Genomic DNA, 17,446 nt, shown 5'->3' on the forward strand with positions numbered 1-17,446 from the left:
CCAAAGATTGCACATCGCCATGACTTTATAGGCATGTACCGCCTTAATCGCCTAAATATTAGTGCGTGACCGCCTGGGCCGGCGCGGCCAGCTCGCGCCGCCATTGCCAGTAGCCGTAAGCTGCCAGCCCCAGAAACACGGCATAAAGGCCGCTGGTGAGATAGAGGTGGCGGTGCCAATACATGCCCACGTAGGCCACATCGACGCCAATCCAAAGCAGCCAGTTTTCGATATGGCGGCGCGAAAGGAGCAGCTGCGCCGCCAAGCTGATGGCCGTGGTTGTGCTGTCCCAATACGGCAGCGCGGCAGTGGGCCGGGTTGAAAGAAAATAGCCCATGCCCAGCGCGTACAGCAGGCCTGCCCCTATGAGCCAGGCCGCCACCCGCCGGGGCGTGTGCGTGATGGGCAGCGGAGCGGCGTCGGCAGCGGCGGTGCCGCGCAGCCATTTCACCCAGCCGTATACCAGTAAGGCGATGAAAGCCAGCTGCAAACCCGTATCGGAATAGAGGTTGCTCCGCCAAAACACAACGGTATAGAGCGCGCCGTTGAGAATGCCGACGGGAAAATTCCAGATGGAATTGCGAGCCGCCAGCCACACGCAGGCCGCGCCGGTGAGCACGCCGGCCACTTCCAGCGGGCTGGACGATTTGATGGCAGCCGCGACGGCGGTCAGGAAGTCGAAGAGGTACAAGGCAGCCACGGCAACAGGAAAAGCGGAGCCGCAAGGTAGCCCCGCCCCTACTTTTGCGCCTTCAAGACACTCTACTAATGGAAAGCGCCTCCCTCGAAATCAGCCCCGCAGAACTGCACCGCCGCCTGCAAGCCGGCCACGACCTGCAGCTCATTGACGTGCGCGAACCCGAAGAATTTGACTACTGCCACCTGCCCGGCAGCCAGCTATTGCCGCTAGGCGAGCTGACGCGCCGCACCGACGAAATCCGCACGGAAGGCCCCGTGGTAGTTATTTGCCACCACGGCGTGCGTTCCGGCCAGGCGGCCGGCTACCTGCGCCACCGCCTGGGCCGCACCAACGTGCTGAACCTGCGCGGCGGAGTGGCCGCCTGGGCCGAGCAGGTGGATGCGGCTTTTCCAACGTACTGAGTTTGTTAAAGCTGTGTTTTAAAAGTCGTCATGTCGAGCTTGCCGAGACATGACGACTTTTTCAGCAGTTCTACTACAGCACAGCATTCAATCAACTTCCGTTTTCCCAATCGTTTGGGGCCAAAATCCGTTGTAGGGGCACACCTTGCTTCTACCCATGCCTGATTTCGCATTTGCCCCGCCCGCGCCAGCCGACCCCAACGCCCCCACGCTGGCCGACCGGCTGGCTCTGCGCGAGCGGCCGATGGGCACGCCCCTGCTCCGGCAGGAGTGGCGCGACCTGCTGTTTATGCACTGGCCGGTGCCGGCTGAGCTGCTACAGCCCCACCTGCCGCCGCGCCTGCGCATCGACACGCACGACGGCATGGCCTGGCTGGCCGTGGTGCCGTTTCAGATGGCCAAGGTGCGGACGCGGGTGAGCCCGCCGGTGCGCGGCACCGATGAGTTTCTGGAACTGAATGTACGCACCTACGTGCACCTCGACGGCGTGCCCGGCGTATGGTTTTTCTCGCTCGATGCCACCAGTCCGCTGGCGGTGTGGGTGGCGCGCACCTTTTTCCACTTGCCCTACCTGCGGGCCACTATGCACATGGAAAGCCCGGGCGCGCAGCTGCGGCAGTTCACAGCCCGGCGCACGCACGGCGGGGCGCCGGCCGCGCAGTTCCGCGCCACCTGGAAAATCGGCGCGCCCCTGCCGCCCGCCGAGCCCGGCTCGCTGGCGTTTTTTCTCACCGAGCGCTACGCCCTCTATGCCAGCAACAAGGCTCAAACCAAGCTCTACCGGGGCCGGGTGGCCCACCAGCCCTGGCCGCTGAGTTCGGCGCAGGTGCTGCACTACGAATCAACCCTAATAGAAAGCCACGGCCTGCCCACGCCGGCCGGCGCGCCGCTGCTGCACGCGGGCGGCCCGGTGAGCGTGGAGCTGTGGCCCATGCAGCGGGTATAGCCAGGGTTTATTCGCGCAGCCAGCGCGTCATGCGAGGAAATTCTTCGTTGGTGGTCAGGCCCATCCAGACCAGCAGGGGCAGGCCGGAGTAGATGCCATGGCGGAAGTTATCTAGAATCCACTGGCTGCTGCCGCGGTAGCCAGCGGGGTGAAACACGATTTCGGGCGGCACTCCAATGGCCTGTGCGGCCGCGTACGACCACAGCATGGCCACAATTTCGTCGCCATCGGTGCCGTGCTGCTCGGGCTTGCCGGCCATCACGTTGCCTGCCAGCTGGGCGCGCTCGGCGGTGGGCGTCACGGCCAGGTGGCCGGCCTCGTGCAGGATGTCGCCGGGATAGAGCAGCTTGGCGGGGTCAATCAGCAGGCCGCCCCCTTCGATGAGAATGCCCGGCAGGAAGGTGTCGGCAGTCAACTCCGTTTCTTGGGTTGGGATGCCGATTTCGGCCAGGAAATGCCGCATGGCGGGCAGGTAGGCCAAGGCGTCAGCGGTGGCAGGCAGTGATGTGGTGGACATAAAGAGCGTGACGAACTGAAAATCATACGGTGACACGCCAAACTTAGCGCCGTTTTGCCGAATGCCTGGCCGCCCCGCATCAGGCCGTAATTTTGGCCCGATGCCCAACGCCTTCACCCTACCGCCGCTTCCCGACCTGCCCATCATCGCGGCGCTGCCCGAGCTGCGGGCCGCCCTGGCCGCCCACGCCCGCGTAGTGCTAGAAGCGCCGCCCGGCGCCGGCAAAACTACCGTGGTGCCGCTGGAGCTCTTGGCCGCCGATTGGCGCGCGCCCGAGGATAAAATTTTGGTATTGGAGCCACGCCAGCTGGCTGTGCGCGGAGCCGCCGCCCGCCTGGCCCAACTGCTGGGCGAGCCCGTAGGCCGCACCATCGGTTACCGCGTGCGGCTCGACAGCAAGGTGAGCAAGGAAACCCGCGTGGAAGTCATCACCGAGGGCATTCTCACGCGCATGATTCAGGACGACCCAGCGCTAGAAGGCGTGGCGGCGCTTGTGTTTGACGAATTCCACGAGCGGAGTCTGAACGCGGATTTGGGCCTGGCCCTAGCGCTAGATGCGCAGGCGGTGCTGCGGCCCGAGCTGCGCATTCTCATAATGAGCGCCACGCTGGAAGCCCAGCGTCTGGGGCAATGGCTGCCGGCGCCGGTGGTATCGTCGGCAGGTTTTTTGTTTCCGATTGACACGCATTACCTCGACCCGCGCCGCGCGTCGAGCCTGCCCAGCAAGCCCAATGAGCGGCTAGCCGAGCTGGTGCCAGCCCAGGTGCGCGCTGCGCTAAACACGCATGCTGAGGGCGATATCCTGGTTTTTCTGCCCGGCGTGGGCGATTTGCAGCGCAGCGCCCGCAAGCTCGAATCATTGCCAGATAACATCGACCTGCACCTGCTGCACGGCGAGCTGCCGCTCGAAACCCAAGACGCCGCGTTGCGCCCCTCGAAGGCGGGCCGCCGCAAGGTCATTCTGGCCACCAGCATTGCCGAAACCAGCCTCACCATTGAGGGCGTGCGGGTGGTGATTGACGGCGGCTTTGCGCGGGTGCCGCGCTTCGTGCCGCGCACCGGCTTCACCACCCTCGAAACCGTGCCCGTGGCCCGCGCCGCCGCCGACCAGCGCCGGGGCCGCGCCGGCCGCCTCGCGCCCGGCACCTGCTACCGCCTCTGGACCGAAGCCGAGCACCACAACCTGCCCGCCCACCGCCCCCCCGAAATCCAAACCGCCGACCTCAGCAGCCTGGCCTTGGAGCTGGCCCTCTGGGGTGCCGCCGAGCCCACCAGCCTGCGCTGGCTGGATGTGCCGCCCGCCGCTGCTTATGGGCAGGCGCGGGAATTATTGATTCGATTGGGCGCGGTGGTAGGGCATGAGGGTAAGGGGGTAAGAGGGCAAGGGTTGATACCATCTGATTCTCCCATCGCAACTCCTGCCCTCCTACCCCCATACCCTCCTGCCCTAAAACCTACGCCCCACGGCCGTCAGCTGGCGGCGCTGGGTTTGCCGCCGCGCCTGGGGCACCTAGTGGTGCGCGGGCAGGAGCTCGGCCACAGTGCGGCGGCGGCTTCGTTGGCGGCACTGCTGGCCGAGCGGGACTTACTGCGCTGGGCTGCCCCCACCGACACCCGCCCCGCTCCGCCCGACCTGCGCTTGCGCCTCGAAGCGCTGGCCAGCGGCCGGCCGCCGCTGCCGGGCCTGGCCCTGCACCACGCCACCTTGCAGCGCGTGCGCGACGTGGCCCGCAACCTCACCGGCCGCCTGGGCAAATCCGCCAACCCACCAACCCACCAAGCCGCTCAACCACCCGTGGGCCTGCTCACCGCCTTGGCCTATCCCGACCGGCTGGCCCAACGCGAAACCCACGACCGCCTGCGCCTCGTGACGGGCCAGCGCGTAGGTTTGAACACGACCGATGTAGACCCGCAAGCCACTTTTTTCGCCGTGGCGCACTTGGCGGGCACGGCCTCGGCGCCGCGCGCCACGCTGGCCGCGCCGCTGGGGCAGGATGAGCTGGAGCTGGCCTTCGCCGACCAGATTACGACCACCGATGAAGTGCGCTACGACGCCGCCACCCAGCGCGTGACCGGCCGCCGCGTGCGCCGCCTGGGGGCGTTGCTGCTCGATGAAAAAGTCATCGGCCAGCCCGATGCGGCGCTAGTGGCGCGGGCCCTGCTCAATTATTTGCAGGAAGCCGGCGTGAGCAAGCTGAACTGGACGCCCGCCGCCCGCCAGCTGCAGCAGCGGCTGGAGTTTCTGCGGCAGCACTTCCCGGCTCTTGGAACCAACCTAACAACTGACAACGAACAACTGACAACTACAACGTGGCCGGCTTTTGACGATGCCACGCTGACGCAGGAACTGGCCGACTGGCTGGGCCCACACCTCACCGGCCTCAAAACCCTCGACCAAGTGCAGCGCCTCGACCTCTACGAGCTGCTGCTGGCCCGCCTGCCCGGCGGCTGGGCCCAGCGCCAGGAGCTCGACCGCCTCGCCCCTGCCGCGCTCGAAGTGCCCAGCGGCTCGCACATCACCCTCGATTATAGCGACCCCGCCGCGCCAGTACTGGCCGTGAAGCTCCAGGAGCTATTTGGCCTGACCGAAACGCCTACCGTGGCCGCCGGCAGGGTGCCGCTGCTGCTGCATCTGCTGTCACCCGGCGGGCGGCCAGCGCAAGTGACGCGCGACCTGCGGAGCTTTTGGGAGAAAGGCTATTTTGAGGTGCGCAAGGATTTGAAAGGGCGCTACCCCCGCCATCCTTGGCCGGATAAGCCGATGGAACACATTCCGACCAAGCTCACCAAGAGGCGACTGGGGCAGTAAATGGTGGGGTTGTGGAGCGGTGGAATGGTGAAAAACAGAACGTCATGTCGAGCGCAGCCGAGACATCTCGCGTGTGGTAGTAACTCAATCGTTGAATCGGTTTTGATTACTTCGGCACGCGAGATGTCTCGGCTGCGCTCGACATGACGTTCTATATTGCTTCAACCAATCCATCCAATCACCGCATCTCGTTCTCATCCAAGAAGCTACGGCCATCCGTCCGGGGCGAGTAGTGGCGATGCAGCCAGCGGCTGAGGCCGCCGAGGCCCGGCAGCAACACCCGCTCGGTGATATTGGCCTGGTCGAGCTTATCGCGCACTTCCCACTTCAGCTCGGCGGGGATGATGATGCGGAAATACAGCTCGGGGCGAGCGGCCAGCCAATCGTGAAGCACGCTTTCGGCCGTGTTCATCAGCGAAAAAAGCGCGTACTGGTGCACGATGCGCGCGTCGAGGCTGGGCGGTTCCAGAAACAGCACGTAGGGCTCAGCCTGCAGCTCTTCGAGTTCATCGAGGCTGCTGCTTTCGGGTTGGAGCAGCTCGGAGGTGAAAACGTTGGAGCCTTCGTGGCGCAGGGCCTGGCGGAGGCGTTCGGGCAGGTGCTCGGCGGCTTTCACGTAGTTCAGGGCCCACACAATGCCGTCTTCGTGGTAGGCGTCGAGGTCGTCGGTGGCGAAGTGCAGGGCCACGTAGGGCGAGTACGTCCAGTCGAGCAGGCGCGTGGGCAGGCCGTGGTGCTGAGCCAGGGCCAGCCAGTCCCAGGTGCTGGCGCCCACCACGGGCATGGGCGTGTCGCGGGCGTATTTGCGGAAGTTGCGCAGCAGGTGGTGCTCCAGGTTCTGGTATTCGCCGCCGAGGCGCTGCAGGCTGGTATTGAGCAAATAATGCCGCGAGCGGCTGCCCCGGTACACAAACGGCGACCGAAACCGCCCGATGCGCCCGTCCCAAGTATCCTGAAACAGCAGCCGCTGCAAGTCTTCCCAGGAAGCGGCGCGGTGGTCGTTGGTGGAATGCGGCATGGGGCGAAGATACGCCGGGCGATAAGCAGAGTGGTGTTAAAAAATGGTTATACAGAGCGTAGGGGCGGGGCTTGCCCCCGCCCGGTCGTCTGCACCGCCTCAACGATTCCGTTCAACGACCGGGCGGGGGCAAGCCCCGCCCCTACCTCATGCGTCACCTACTCCCCGGCCGGAAAATCGGCCGCGTCGCCTACTTCGGCATACTGCTCCAGCTCCTTCGCGATACCGGCGAACTTCTCCCGCGCGCCCTTCACGGCCGCTTTGCCCAGCGGCAGGTGCAACGGCGGGTTCTCCAGCTGCACCACGTCGTACATGGCTTTGGCGGCGCGTACGGGGTCGCCGGGCTGGCGGCCGCTGTAGCCCTGGATGCCGCGCAGGTTTTCGCCCACCGTGGCTTCGTAATCGGCAATCTTGGTGTTGGCAATAGTGGCCGACTCGCCCGCCCACTTCGTGCGGAAGCCGCTGGGCTCGATATTAGTCACTTTGATGCCGAGCGGGCCCACCTGCTGGCTCAGGCTCTCGCCAATGGCCTCCAAGGCAAATTTTGAAGCGTTGTAGATGCCCACGCCGGGAAAGGTTTTCAGTCCGCCGATGCTGGTAATGTTGAGCACGTGGCCGCTCCGCTGCTTGCGCAGCTGCGGCAGCACGGCCCGCAGCACGTGCAGCGCGCCGAACACGTTCACATCGAACTGGCGCTGCACCTCCTCGGCCGGCACTTCCTCGATGCTGCCCATGGAGCCGTATCCGGCGTTGTTCACGATGACGTCGAGCTGGCTGAACTTGGCAATGGCGTCGGCAATGGCGGTTTTGACGGTGGCTTCGTCGGTCACGTCGCAGACCAGGCCGAGGGTGCGGCCGTCGGCTTTTTTGGTGAACTCGTCGGCTTGCTCGGGCTTGCGGAAGGTGGCGGCCACCCGGTCGCCTTTTTCGAGCACGTAGTCGGCCAGGGCTTCGCCAAAGCCGGACGAGGCGCCGGTAATGAACCAGGTTTTGGCAGTTGAATCAGACATAGAAAGTCGGTTATTAAAATGGTAGGTGCTAAGACGGGTTGGGACTGTGAATTGTTTGTGAACCGCAGAATCGTCTGTCACCCTGAGCCCAGCGAAGGACCTTATCACGCCTGAACTGTGCGGCCGTGAGAAGGTCCTTCGCTGCGCTCAGGATGACAGACGGCACCCCACCACACAGACGACACACCACCACCAAAACGCCCACCGTACCTTCGCCGCCCCAATCCGCTCATCCTTCCCACTCCCACCCACTTCCCATGAGAAAGCTTTTCTCGCTGCTATTGGCGCTCCTCGGCTTCGCTGCCCAAGCCCAGGTCACCTTCCGAATCACGGCCGTGCCGGCCAACACGCCGGCCAACGCCACCCTCTACATCGCGGGCACTTTCAATAGCTGGAACCCTGGCAGCGCCGCCCATGCCCTCACCCGCAACCCCGACGGCAGCTACCAGATTACGCTGCCCGCCGCCACTGGTACCATGGAATACAAGTTTACGCGCGGCTCCTGGGCCGCCGTCGAAACCAACGCCTCCAACGGCTCCGTGCCCAACCGCACCTATACCTTCGGCAGCAGCGCGGCCACCGTGCTGGCCACGGTGCTGAACTGGGAAGACCTGGCCGGCGGCTCGCCCGGCACGGGCACCTCCACGGCCGCGGCCAACGTGAGCGTGATTTCGACCACGTTTGCCATGCCGCAGCTGGGCCGCACCCGGCGCGTGTGGCTGTATTTGCCGCCCGGCTACGCCAGCAGCGGCCGCCGCTACCCGGTGCTCTACTTGCAGGATGGCCAGAACGTGTTCGATGCCGCCACTGCTTTTGCCGGCGAGTGGGGCGTGGACGAGGCCCTGAACCAACTGGCGGCCAGCGGTCAAGACCCCACCGGCTGCATCGTGGTGGCCGTCGACAACGGCCCCAACCGCCTCGACGAATACTCGCCCTGGAACAACCCGGCCTACGGCGGCGGCCAAGGCGACTTGTACCTCGATTTTCTGGTGCAAACCCTCAAGCCCTACATCGACACCAATTACCGCACCCTGCCGGGCCGCGAGAACACCGGCATCGGCGGCTCCAGTATGGGCGGGCTCATTTCCACCTACGCGGCTTTGCGCCACCCATCGGTGTTTAGCAAAGTGGCGTCCTTTTCGCCCGCTTACTGGTTTGCGTATCAGCAGCTGGCCACTTACGCCCACCAGCACCCGGCCAACCCCAACACCCGCTTTTACTTCGTGAGCGGCACCACCGAAAGCACCACCATGGTGCCCCAGATGCAGGCCCTGCGCGACTCGCTGCAGCGCGGCGGTGTGCCCACCGCCAACCTCAACTTCAATACCCGCGCCGACGGCCAGCACGCCGAATGGTTCTGGCGGCGCGAGTTCCCGGCCGCCTACTCCTGGCTCTACGCGCCCACCACGACCACCGCGGCGCGCCCGGTCCAGACGCTGAGCGTCAACCTCTATCCCAACCCGACGGCCCGCGAGTTGCGCGTGTCGCTACCCACTAATCTCATCGAGGAAGCCCAGCTCGAAATAACCGATGCGCGGGGCCGGGCCGTGTTGCGCACCCGCGTGCGCAACGGCCAGCACGTGGACGTGAGTCGGCTGGCGGCGGGCCTGTACCTCTCGCGCCTCACGGCCGGCGGCGCGGTGGGCACCGGCAAATTCACCAAAGAATAACGACTAAGCGGCGGGAAAACGGGGTCTAACCCAACTTCCCGCCGTAACTTCGTCCGGCAAAAGGTTACAACCCCCAACCCCTTTTGCCATGGCGGACTCCGCAACCCCAAAAATTGCCTTCGAGGCCCTCACCTACGACGACGTACTGCTGCTGCCGGCGTACTCCGAGGTTTTGCCCCGCGACTGCGACACCGGCACCCGCCTCACTAACAACATCCGGCTGCAAACCCCGCTGATTTCGGCGGCCATGGACACCGTCACGGAGTCGGACATGGCCATCGCGCTGGCGCAGGAAGGCGGCCTGGGCATCATTCATAAGAATATGTCCATCAAGGCGCAGGCCGAGCAGGTGCGCCGCGTGAAGCGCAGCGAGTCGGCCCTGATTCAAGACCCCTTCACCCTGCCGCCCACCGCCACCCTGGCCGATGCCCGCCAGCTCATGCGCAAGCACAACATCGGCGGCATTCCGGTGGTAAGTGAAAATCACAAGCTCGAAGGCATTCTCACCAGCCGCGACCTGCGCTTCGAGAAAGACATGAGCCAGCCTGTAACCACGGTGATGGTGCCCCTTTCCCGCCTCGTGACGGCCCCCGCCGGCATCGACCAGGCCGCGGCCGAAGAACTGCTCACCGATAGCAAAGTAGACAAGCTACCGCTGGTAGATAGCGAAGGCCGACTCGCCGGCCTGATGACATATAAGGACATCCGCAAGCGCCGACGCGCCCCGCACGCCAGCAAGGACCAGTTGGGCCGCCTGCGCGTCGGCGCTGCCGTGGGCGTCACGCCCGACCTGCTTCAGCGCGTGGCCGCTTTGGTCGAAGCCGGCGTGGATATCGTAAGCCTCGACACCGCCCACGGCCACTCCAAAGGCGTAATGGACGCCGTCCGCGCCATCAAAGCCGCCTACCCTAACCTCGACGTGATGGCCGGCAACGTGGCCACGGCCGCTGGCGCCAAAGCCCTGGCCGACGCCGGGGCTGACTGCGTGAAAGTGGGTGTCGGGCCCGGCTCCATATGCACCACGCGCATCATTGCCGGCATTGGGGTGCCGCAGCTCTCGGCCGTGCTCGAAGCCGCCAAGGGCCTCGCCGGCACCGGCGTGACGCTGGTGGCCGACGGCGGCATCAAGTTCTCCGGCGACTTGGTGAAGGCCCTGGCCGGCGGCGCCGCCGCCGTGATGGTGGGCTCGCTGCTGGCTGGCACCGAGGAAGCTCCTGGCGACCTGATTATTTACGAAGGCCGCAAGTACAAGTCCTACCGCGGCATGGGCTCGGTGGAGGCCATGGAGGATGGCAGCAAGGACCGGTACTTCCAGGACGCCGAGGACGATGTGAAGAAGCTCGTGCCCGAGGGCATTGTGGGCCGCGTGCCGTTCAAAGGCAATGTATCGGAGGTGATTTACCAGTTGGCGGGCGGGCTGCGCGCCGGCATGGGCTACGTGGGCGCCGCCAACATCGAGGCCCTACAGGCGGCGCAGTTTGTCCGCATCACCGGCGCGGGCCTGCGCGAAAGCCACCCGCACGACGTGCAGATTACCCGCGAGGCCCCGAATTATTCGAGCCGCTAACTTTCGGCGGGCTGCGTAGTTTGCCGCGGGCAGCGCTGGGCGAGAGCCGGCGCTGCCCGCTTTTTTACGTACTCGCCGCGTGAGTCCTTTTCGGGCCGCTACTTGTATCTTGCACGCCGGTTGAGCGCCCGGCCAGGACGCGGCGGGCTGGTATAATTTCTATTCCTACGTTCTGTCTGTGCGTCATCCGCTACTATACCTTGGTTTTCTGCTGGTTCTGCTGAGTGGCGCACTGGCCATCGGCGGCCTGGTGTCGGCGCCCGGCACGGACACGCCGTGGGCCAGCTGGCTGCTGCTGCTGGCCGATGTGGGGACCCTGGTGGTATTGGTTCGCCTCTATTTTCGTCGTGTCGAGCCCGCTTCCGCGCCCCGGCACGACGAAATCCAAAGCCTGCAGCGCCTCGCGCAGCTGGTGCAGCGCGGCCATACGTCGGCCGAAGTGTACCGCATTTTGCTGGAAGCCGCTGTGCAAACCGTGCACGCCGATGCCGCCTGGCTCGACCTCGACCCCACCCACCCGGGCTTTGAAGGGGCCGGCACCAGCCAGTACCACGGCATCACCGCAGCCCAGGCCGAGGCGTTGCGGACCGGTCTGCAGGCCCACCCCGCCCCTGAAGGCGACTACCTGACCAACGACCTGCACCTGCGCCCGGGCTTTGCCAAGGCGCTGCCCGCGTTTCGCTCGCTTATTGAGTTGCCGTTGCGAGGCCTGCACTTCAGCTACGGCACCCTTTACTTGCTGAAGGTGAAACCCCACACCTTCGACCGCGCCGACCTGAGCATCCTGCAAACCTTCACCAGCCAGGCCGTGCTCAGCATCGAAAACCTGGAGCTGGTGCAAACCTCGCTGGCCAACCAGCGCACCCAGGAAGAGCTGAAAATTGCCTCCCAGGTGCAGGACAGCCTCATTCCCAAAAACCTGCCGACGGACAACTGGTTCGACATCAGCTCGCACTCGCTGGCGGCCAAGGAAGTGGGCGGCGATTTCTACGATTTCCTGCACCTGCCGGGCCGGCGGCTGGCCGTCATCATTGGCGACGTGAGCGGCAAAGGCGTCACGGCTGCCTTCCACATGGCCCAGATGAAAGGCATCTTTCATTCGCTGATGCAGGAAAACCCGCTGGCGAAGAATGAGCGCGACAAATTCCCGGTGCCCAGCCGCTTTATGGCCCAGGCCAACATGGCCCTCACCCACTGCCTGGAGAAGTCATCGTTCATCACCTCCTCGCTTTACATCATTGATTATGAGCAGGGTGGATTTGTGTTTGCCCGCGCTGGCCACTGCCACACGCTCTACTACCACGCCATGCGCGAGGAGGTGTTCTACTTCGAGTCGCAGGGGCTCGGGCTGGGCATCATCCGCAACGAGAGCTACGAGAAGCACATCAAAAACCAGTTTTACGATTACAGCCCCGGCGACGTGATGGTGATTTATACCGACGGCATCGTAGAAGCGCGCGGCGGCGACGGCACCGAGGAATACGGCGAGGACCGGCTGAAGCTGCGCCTCGAAGAAAGTTATTTCCAGGAAGCCGAGGACATCAAAAGCTTCATCCTCGACGACCTTAACAGCTTCACGCACGGGCATCCGATTCACGATGACCAGACCCTGCTGGTCATTAAATTCAAGTCGGCCCAACCCCTGCCGTTGGCCTGACGTATCGACCTCATTATGAAAGTAACTGCCCAACCCTCCGCTGATACGCTTACCCTCCTGCTCGACGGCGAGCTCGACGCCAGCTCCGCCATTGTCCTCGACACCGAGCTGGCCAAACCCGACATTCTCAACTACCGCAAGGTACTGATTGACTGTGCCAAGCTGAGCTACATCTCCTCGGCGGGTCTGGGCGTATTTATTTCGCATCTGCAGCGTTTTCAGGATGCCAACGTGAAGCTGGTGTTCTTCAACATGCAGGAAAAAGTGTTCAACGTGTTCGAAATCCTGGGCCTGGATGCGCTGATGACCATCGTGCCCAGCGCCACCGAAGCCGAAGCAGCCTAAATTTAAGTTTTGAGTGTTGAGAGTTGAATGGTGAGTTGATAGGGGCTTTGGCTCGTGTTTTACGCAACTATTCATTCAACATTCGACCCTCAACATTCAACACTCCCAACGTGAAGTCTTCCCTCCGCATTGCCTGCTCCCGCAGCCACCTTCAAGAGGTGCGGGACTTTGTGCGGAACTACCTCACCGGCCTCAGTCTGCCCGAAATCACGATTAATCAGGTAGTGCTGGCCATTGACGAGGTAGTGGCTAATTTCATCATCCATGCCAACGGGGAGGATGAAACCCAGTTTCTGGACCTGGAGCTGGCCTTTGAGAAGCAGGAGTTGAATGTAGAAATTGCCGACCACGGCGATACCATTTACCTGCCCGGCGAGCACCAGTCGCCCGATTTGCGGGCATACATCAAAGAAGGCCGCAAGGGCGGCATGGGCATGGCCCTGGTGAACCGGCTCATGGACAGGGTGGAATTTTTCACCCGCGGCAACCATACGGTGTGCCACCTGAGCAAGCATCTGGCTTAGTAAGGCGGTAATTAAAGAACGGTCAGGCTGAGCGCAGCCGAATCATCTCTACCGCGCCAGTAATCAATTACTGGCGCGGTAGAGATGATTCGGCTGCGCTCAGCCTGACCGTTTTGCTTTTCACTGTCCCCTCACCAACGGTCGCCTTTCTTTCCGTCCGGAAATTAGTTAATTTCGCACCGGTAATTTTATGCCCGCGCGGCTGACTTCTTTCCCGCCGACGTTTTTGTTTTCTCCTACTTTATATATGCACAAACGCATTCTGTACGCCGGCGCGGCCGTCGTCACGCTGCTGGCTGGCTGCCAGACCTCCAAACCGGCCGCTACGGCCGCTGTGGCTTCTACTGCCACCGGGCCCGTGGTCGAGACGCTGGGCACCTACCCGGTACCGGCCAACGAGTTTGCCTACGTGTACCGCAAAAACAACAGCTCGGCGCCCGACTACGGCACCCGCCAGAGCGTCAACGACTACCTCGACCTCTACACCAACTTCCGGCTGAAGGTACTGGAAGCCGAGCAGCGCGGCCTCGATACCACCCAGGCCTTCAAGCGCGAGCTCGACGGCTACCGCCAGCAACTGGCCCAGCCCTACCTCACCGAGAAGAGTGTGACCGACCAGTTGGTGCGCGAGGCCTACGACCGCATGAGCCAGGAGGTGAACGCCTCGCACATCCTCATCCGGGTGGCCCCCGATGCTACCCCGCAGGACACCCTGACGGCTTATCAGAAAGTTGTCAAGCTGCGCCAGCAGGCGCTGGCGGGCGAAGACTTCGGCCAGCTGGCCCGCGCCAACAGCGAAGACCCTTCGGCCAAGGAGAACGGCGGCAAGCTGGGCTACTTCACGGCCATGCAAATGGTTTACCCGTTTGAGTCGGCGGCCTACAAAACGCCCGTGGGGCAGATTTCGCAGCCCATTCGCACGCGTTTCGGCTACCACCTCATCAAGGTGAACGACAAGCGCGCCGCGCAGGGCGAAATCAAGGTGGCCCACCTCATGATTCGGATGAACGCCAACGCTCCGAAACCTGACTCCATCACCGCCAAGAAGAAAATTGACGAGCTGTACAGCCGCCTGAAAAAGGGTGAAAACTGGGACAAACTCGTGGCCCAGTTCTCGGAAGACGCCGGCTCGGCCGCCAACGGCGGCGAGCTGCCGCCCTTCGGCACTGGCCGCATGATTCCTTCGTTCGAGGAAGTGGCCTTCAAGCTGCAAAAGCCTGGCGACATCTCGGCGCCCGTGCAAACGCCCTACGGCTGGCACGTCATCAAGCTGATTGAGAAGCAGCCGCTGGCCAAGTTTGCCGACTTGGAGCCCGGCCTGAAAAGCAAAGTGGCCAAAGACTCGCGCTCGGAGCTGAACAAAGCCGCTTTTCTGAAGCGCATACGCCAGGAAGACCAGTTTGCGGAAGTGCCCGCCGCGAAAACCTACGCCTTCAGCAAAGCTGATACGGCCCTGGTAGCCGGCCGCTACAAGTACGTGGCCCCGACCGCCGCTACCGGCAAGCCCACCAAAAACGCCGTGACCGACAATTCGGCCCTATTCACCATCAAGGGCAAGCCCTACACGGTGAAGGATTTCCTGACCTTCGCGCAGCAAAACCAGCGGCCCCGCATCGGCGCGCAGCCCAGCTTCGCCATGCAGCAGCTCTACGACCAGTATGTGGAGCAAAGCCTGACCGACTTCGAGAAAAACAGCCTCGACACCAAGTACGAGGACTACCGCATGCTGGTGAAGGAGTACCGCGACGGCATCTTGCTCTTCCAACTGATGGACGAAAAGGTGTGGAGCAAGGCCATTGAGGACACCGTGGGCCTGAAAAAGTACTTCGCCGCCAACCAGGCCAAGTACCAGTGGGACCAGCGCGTGCAAGGCACCGTGGTGAGCGCCGCTACGCCCGCCCTGCTCACCCGCGTGCAGAAAGAGCTGAAAGCCGGCCGTTTCCCTGTGACGAAGAACGTGCCCAAAGCCATTGCTATTCGTCCGGGTTCGGCCGTGCCCAGCAAAATTGGGGGCATTGCTTTGCAAGACTTGATTAAGACGATGTTGCAGGATACGCTCTCGCGCGTGACCCTGACCGGCCGCGTGAAAAAGGACGAAAAGGCCAGCCTGGCTAGCGCCCGCGCCGATTCAGTGGCCAGCTACCTGCGTCGGCGGGGTACTATCTCGGCCCGCCGCATCAGCAAAACCGTGGCCAAAGCCCCGGGCACGGAATCGGTGCAAGTGGCCTTGGTAAGCGCCAACCCGGCGGCCATCGAGAGCGAGCTGAATGAGCAGAACCCGCTGTCGGTGCAAATCAGCCAGCGTATTTTCCAGAAGGGCGATAACAAGGTGATGGACGAGCTGCTGAGCAAGGGCCCCGGCACCTATAATGTGCAGAAAGACGGCCGCTACTACGCCGTTACCATCGACAAAACGCTGCCCGCCGGTCCCAAAACACTGGCCGAAGCCCGTGGCCAAGCCACCAGCGACTACCAGACCTACCTGGAAAAAGAGTGGATTGCGCAGATGCGCGCCGCTCGCCCCGTGAAGGTGAACGAGGCCGAGGTGAGCAAACTCATCACGAAGTAAACGCTCGTCATGCCGAGCGCAGCGAAGCATCTTTACCGCGGCAGTAAACAGCGGTAAAGATGCTTTGCTGCGCTCGGCATGACGTTCTATTTGTGCCTCTGCAACCCTCAGAGCCCGCCGCGGCTCCTTGTTTTTGTCCGCCCGCGGATTTATCGTGAAATTTGTGCGCCCGTTTGCGTGTTAGGCGTGGGTGTGGCTCAGGCCCCGGCAAACTGGCCGTTGGGCTTTACTTATTTGATTTATGCTTGTTAAAGTGAATCGCGCCGCGGCGTCGGCCCTGCTTACGTTGTTGCTGATAATGGGCTTGGCGCCCGCCTCCAAAGCCCAGTTGGGCATCACCCGGCCTAAAGGGCAGGAGCTGCTCGACGGCATTGTGGTGAAGGTGGACAACCAGATTGTGCTGCGTTCCGACGTAGAGCTCATCTACGCCCAGGAGGTGGCCCGCGCGGCCGGCAAACCCCTGCCGCCCGATTTGAAGTGCAAAATCCTGCAAAGCCTCGTGCTGAACAAGTTGATGCTGGCCAAGGCCGAAACTGACTCGGTGGTGGTAGAAGACAAGACGGTGAACAACGAAGTAGACCGCCGCATGGCCTATTTCGTGCAGCAAATCGGCTCGGAAAAACGCTTGGAGGAGCAGTACAACAAGCCCATCAAGGCGCTGAAGGACGACCTGCGGCCCCAGATTAAAGACCAGCTCACCCAGCAGAAAATGCAGGAAACCATCACCGGCAAGGTGGCGGTGACGCCTCGCGAAGTGGCCCAGTACTTCAGCCGCGTGCCTAAAGACAGCCTGCCCTACTTCAGCACCGAGGTGGAAGTGGGCCAGATTGTGATTCCGGCGCAGGTGAATGACAAGGCCAAGCAGGCCGCTATGGCCAAGCTAAACGACATTCGGGCGCAGGTGCTGGCTGGGGCCGACTTTGCCACGCTGGCCAAGCAGTATTCCGAAGACCCGGGCTCGGCAAAGGAAGGCGGCTATCTGGGCTTCTTCAAGCGCGGCGAGTTGGTGCCGGAATACGAAGCAGCTTCGATGAAATTGGAGCCGGGGCAGCTGTCGCCGGTGGTGCAGTCGCAGTTCGGCTTCCACCTCATTCAGTTCATTGAGCGCAAGGGCAACACGTATTCGACGCGCCACATCCTGCTCAAGCCCGAAACCGGCGCGGCCGATGCCAGCGCCTCGGCCAAGCAGCTGGTTCGGCTGCGCCGCCAGATTTTGACTGACAGCATCAGCTTTGCTAAAGCGGCCAAGGATAATTCCTCCGACAAGCAGAGTAGCACCAACGGCGGCCTGCTGGCCAACCGCCAGGACGGTGGCTCGCGCCTGCCCCTCGACAAGCTCGACCCGGCCATCTTCTTCGTTATCGACACCATGAAGGTGGGCCACATCACCCCGCCGATGCCCTACCGCACCGACGACGGCAAGGACGCCATGCGCATCCTGTACCTGAAATCGAACACGCCGCCCCATCAGGCCAACCTGGAGCAGGACTACCAGAAAATTGCCGCCGCCGCCCTCAACGAGAAGCGCAACAAAGCGCTGGATGAGTGGTTTGCCAAGAACCGCGGCAGTGTGTACCTGGAAGTGGCGCCGGAATACGCCCAGTGCAAGGTGCTGGAATCGACGGACAACCGGTAGCAACCTTTCTTTGTCATCCTGAGCGTAGCGAAGGACCTTATCACCATTGAACGAAAACCGTTCTCGCTTGATAAGGT

The 17,446-nt window shown here is 63.1% G+C and carries 14 protein-coding genes; 10 read left to right on the forward strand and 4 right to left on the reverse strand.

Translation table 11 applies throughout. The annotated features are described in order from the left end of the window. Window positions 1-58: 58 nt before the first annotated feature. Window positions 59-700, reverse strand: a complete 642-nt coding sequence (gene pnuC, locus Q5H92_RS03155; protein ID WP_305010030.1) for a nicotinamide riboside transporter PnuC — start codon at window positions 698-700, stop codon at window positions 59-61. 68 nt (window positions 701-768) lie between these two features. Between pnuC and Q5H92_RS03160 the strand changes: the two genes are divergently transcribed. Together Q5H92_RS03160 and Q5H92_RS03165 are read left to right on the forward strand one after the other, a co-directional pair. After that, window positions 769-1,101, forward strand: coding sequence for a rhodanese-like domain-containing protein (locus Q5H92_RS03160; RefSeq protein WP_305010031.1), 333 nt, complete (start codon window positions 769-771; stop codon window positions 1,099-1,101). Between the two features lie 157 nt (window positions 1,102-1,258). Further along, entirely contained in the window at window positions 1,259-2,047 is a 789-nt protein-coding gene (locus tag Q5H92_RS03165) for a YqjF family protein (RefSeq protein ID WP_305010032.1), read from the forward strand. Between the two features lie 7 nt (window positions 2,048-2,054). On the opposite strand, the gene Q5H92_RS03170 is transcribed toward Q5H92_RS03165, so the two are convergent. Next, window positions 2,055-2,564: a hypothetical protein gene (locus tag Q5H92_RS03170; protein ID WP_305010033.1), complete on the reverse strand. Its 510-nt coding sequence runs from the start codon at window positions 2,562-2,564 to the stop codon at window positions 2,055-2,057. Between the two features lie 100 nt (window positions 2,565-2,664). Here Q5H92_RS03170 and hrpB point away from each other — a divergent pair, with 100 nt between their 5' ends. Beyond that, the gene (hrpB, locus tag Q5H92_RS03175) at window positions 2,665-5,373 is read left to right on the forward strand and encodes an ATP-dependent helicase HrpB (protein WP_305010034.1); all 2,709 of its coding nucleotides are present in this window, start codon (window positions 2,665-2,667) and stop codon (window positions 5,371-5,373) included. A 178-nt stretch (window positions 5,374-5,551) separates the two neighbouring features. On the opposite strand, the gene Q5H92_RS03180 is transcribed toward hrpB, so the two are convergent. Together Q5H92_RS03180 and Q5H92_RS03185 are read right to left on the reverse strand one after the other, a co-directional pair. Then, the gene (locus Q5H92_RS03180) at window positions 5,552-6,391 is read right to left on the reverse strand and encodes an FRG domain-containing protein (RefSeq protein WP_305010035.1); all 840 of its coding nucleotides are present in this window, start codon (window positions 6,389-6,391) and stop codon (window positions 5,552-5,554) included. A gap of 158 nt (window positions 6,392-6,549) precedes the next feature. Next, a complete protein-coding gene (locus Q5H92_RS03185; RefSeq protein ID WP_305010036.1) occupies window positions 6,550-7,401 on the reverse strand; it encodes an oxidoreductase in 852 nt (283 codons plus the stop codon). Window positions 7,402-7,658: 257 nt separating this feature from the next. Here Q5H92_RS03185 and Q5H92_RS03190 point away from each other — a divergent pair, with 257 nt between their 5' ends. From Q5H92_RS03190 to Q5H92_RS03220, 7 genes are all read left to right on the forward strand, one after another. After that, window positions 7,659-9,071, forward strand: a complete 1,413-nt coding sequence (locus tag Q5H92_RS03190) for an alpha/beta hydrolase-fold protein (protein ID WP_305010037.1) — start codon at window positions 7,659-7,661, stop codon at window positions 9,069-9,071. 88 nt (window positions 9,072-9,159) lie between these two features. Beyond that, entirely contained in the window at window positions 9,160-10,638 is a 1,479-nt protein-coding gene (gene guaB, locus Q5H92_RS03195) for an IMP dehydrogenase (RefSeq protein ID WP_305010038.1), read from the forward strand. Window positions 10,639-10,816: 178 nt separating this feature from the next. Continuing rightward, a complete protein-coding gene (locus Q5H92_RS03200) occupies window positions 10,817-12,295 on the forward strand; it encodes a PP2C family protein-serine/threonine phosphatase (RefSeq protein ID WP_305010039.1) in 1,479 nt (492 codons plus the stop codon). Window positions 12,296-12,310: 15 nt separating this feature from the next. Then, window positions 12,311-12,640, forward strand: a complete 330-nt coding sequence (locus Q5H92_RS03205) for an STAS domain-containing protein (protein WP_305010040.1) — start codon at window positions 12,311-12,313, stop codon at window positions 12,638-12,640. Window positions 12,641-12,750: 110 nt separating this feature from the next. Next, window positions 12,751-13,164: an ATP-binding protein gene (locus tag Q5H92_RS03210; RefSeq protein ID WP_305010041.1), complete on the forward strand. Its 414-nt coding sequence runs from the start codon at window positions 12,751-12,753 to the stop codon at window positions 13,162-13,164. A gap of 247 nt (window positions 13,165-13,411) precedes the next feature. Next, window positions 13,412-15,733 carry a peptidylprolyl isomerase gene (locus Q5H92_RS03215; RefSeq protein ID WP_305010042.1) on the forward strand — a complete coding sequence of 774 codons (2,322 nt, stop codon included), beginning with the start codon at window positions 13,412-13,414 and terminating at the stop codon, window positions 15,731-15,733. A 241-nt stretch (window positions 15,734-15,974) separates the two neighbouring features. After that, window positions 15,975-17,369 carry a peptidylprolyl isomerase gene (locus tag Q5H92_RS03220; protein WP_305010043.1) on the forward strand — a complete coding sequence of 465 codons (1,395 nt, stop codon included), beginning with the start codon at window positions 15,975-15,977 and terminating at the stop codon, window positions 17,367-17,369. Window positions 17,370-17,446: the final 77 nt, after the last annotated feature.

The organism is Hymenobacter mellowenesis, from assembly GCF_030581005.1.
Classification (GTDB): Bacteria; Bacteroidota; Bacteroidia; order Cytophagales; family Hymenobacteraceae; genus Hymenobacter; species Hymenobacter mellowenesis.

Bases quoted from the DNA above. Each gene is read 5' to 3' on its own strand.
- Q5H92_RS03160 (WP_305010031.1), top strand. From the start codon at position 769: ATGGAAAGCGCCTCCCTCGAAATCAGCCCCGCAGAACTGCACCGCCGC.
- Q5H92_RS03165 (WP_305010032.1), top strand. From the start codon at position 1,259: ATGCCTGATTTCGCATTTGCCCCGCCCGCGCCAGCCGACCCCAACGCC.
- Q5H92_RS03170 (WP_305010033.1), bottom strand. From the start codon at position 2,564: ATGTCCACCACATCACTGCCTGCCACCGCTGACGCCTTGGCCTACCTG.
- hrpB (WP_305010034.1), top strand. From the start codon at position 2,665: ATGCCCAACGCCTTCACCCTACCGCCGCTTCCCGACCTGCCCATCATC.
- Q5H92_RS03180 (WP_305010035.1), bottom strand. From the start codon at position 6,391: ATGCCGCATTCCACCAACGACCACCGCGCCGCTTCCTGGGAAGACTTG.
- Q5H92_RS03185 (WP_305010036.1), bottom strand. From the start codon at position 7,401: ATGTCTGATTCAACTGCCAAAACCTGGTTCATTACCGGCGCCTCGTCC.
- Q5H92_RS03190 (WP_305010037.1), top strand. From the start codon at position 7,659: ATGAGAAAGCTTTTCTCGCTGCTATTGGCGCTCCTCGGCTTCGCTGCC.
- guaB (WP_305010038.1), top strand. From the start codon at position 9,160: ATGGCGGACTCCGCAACCCCAAAAATTGCCTTCGAGGCCCTCACCTAC.
- Q5H92_RS03205 (WP_305010040.1), top strand. From the start codon at position 12,311: ATGAAAGTAACTGCCCAACCCTCCGCTGATACGCTTACCCTCCTGCTC.
- Q5H92_RS03215 (WP_305010042.1), top strand. From the start codon at position 13,412: ATGCACAAACGCATTCTGTACGCCGGCGCGGCCGTCGTCACGCTGCTG.
- Q5H92_RS03220 (WP_305010043.1), top strand. From the start codon at position 15,975: ATGCTTGTTAAAGTGAATCGCGCCGCGGCGTCGGCCCTGCTTACGTTG.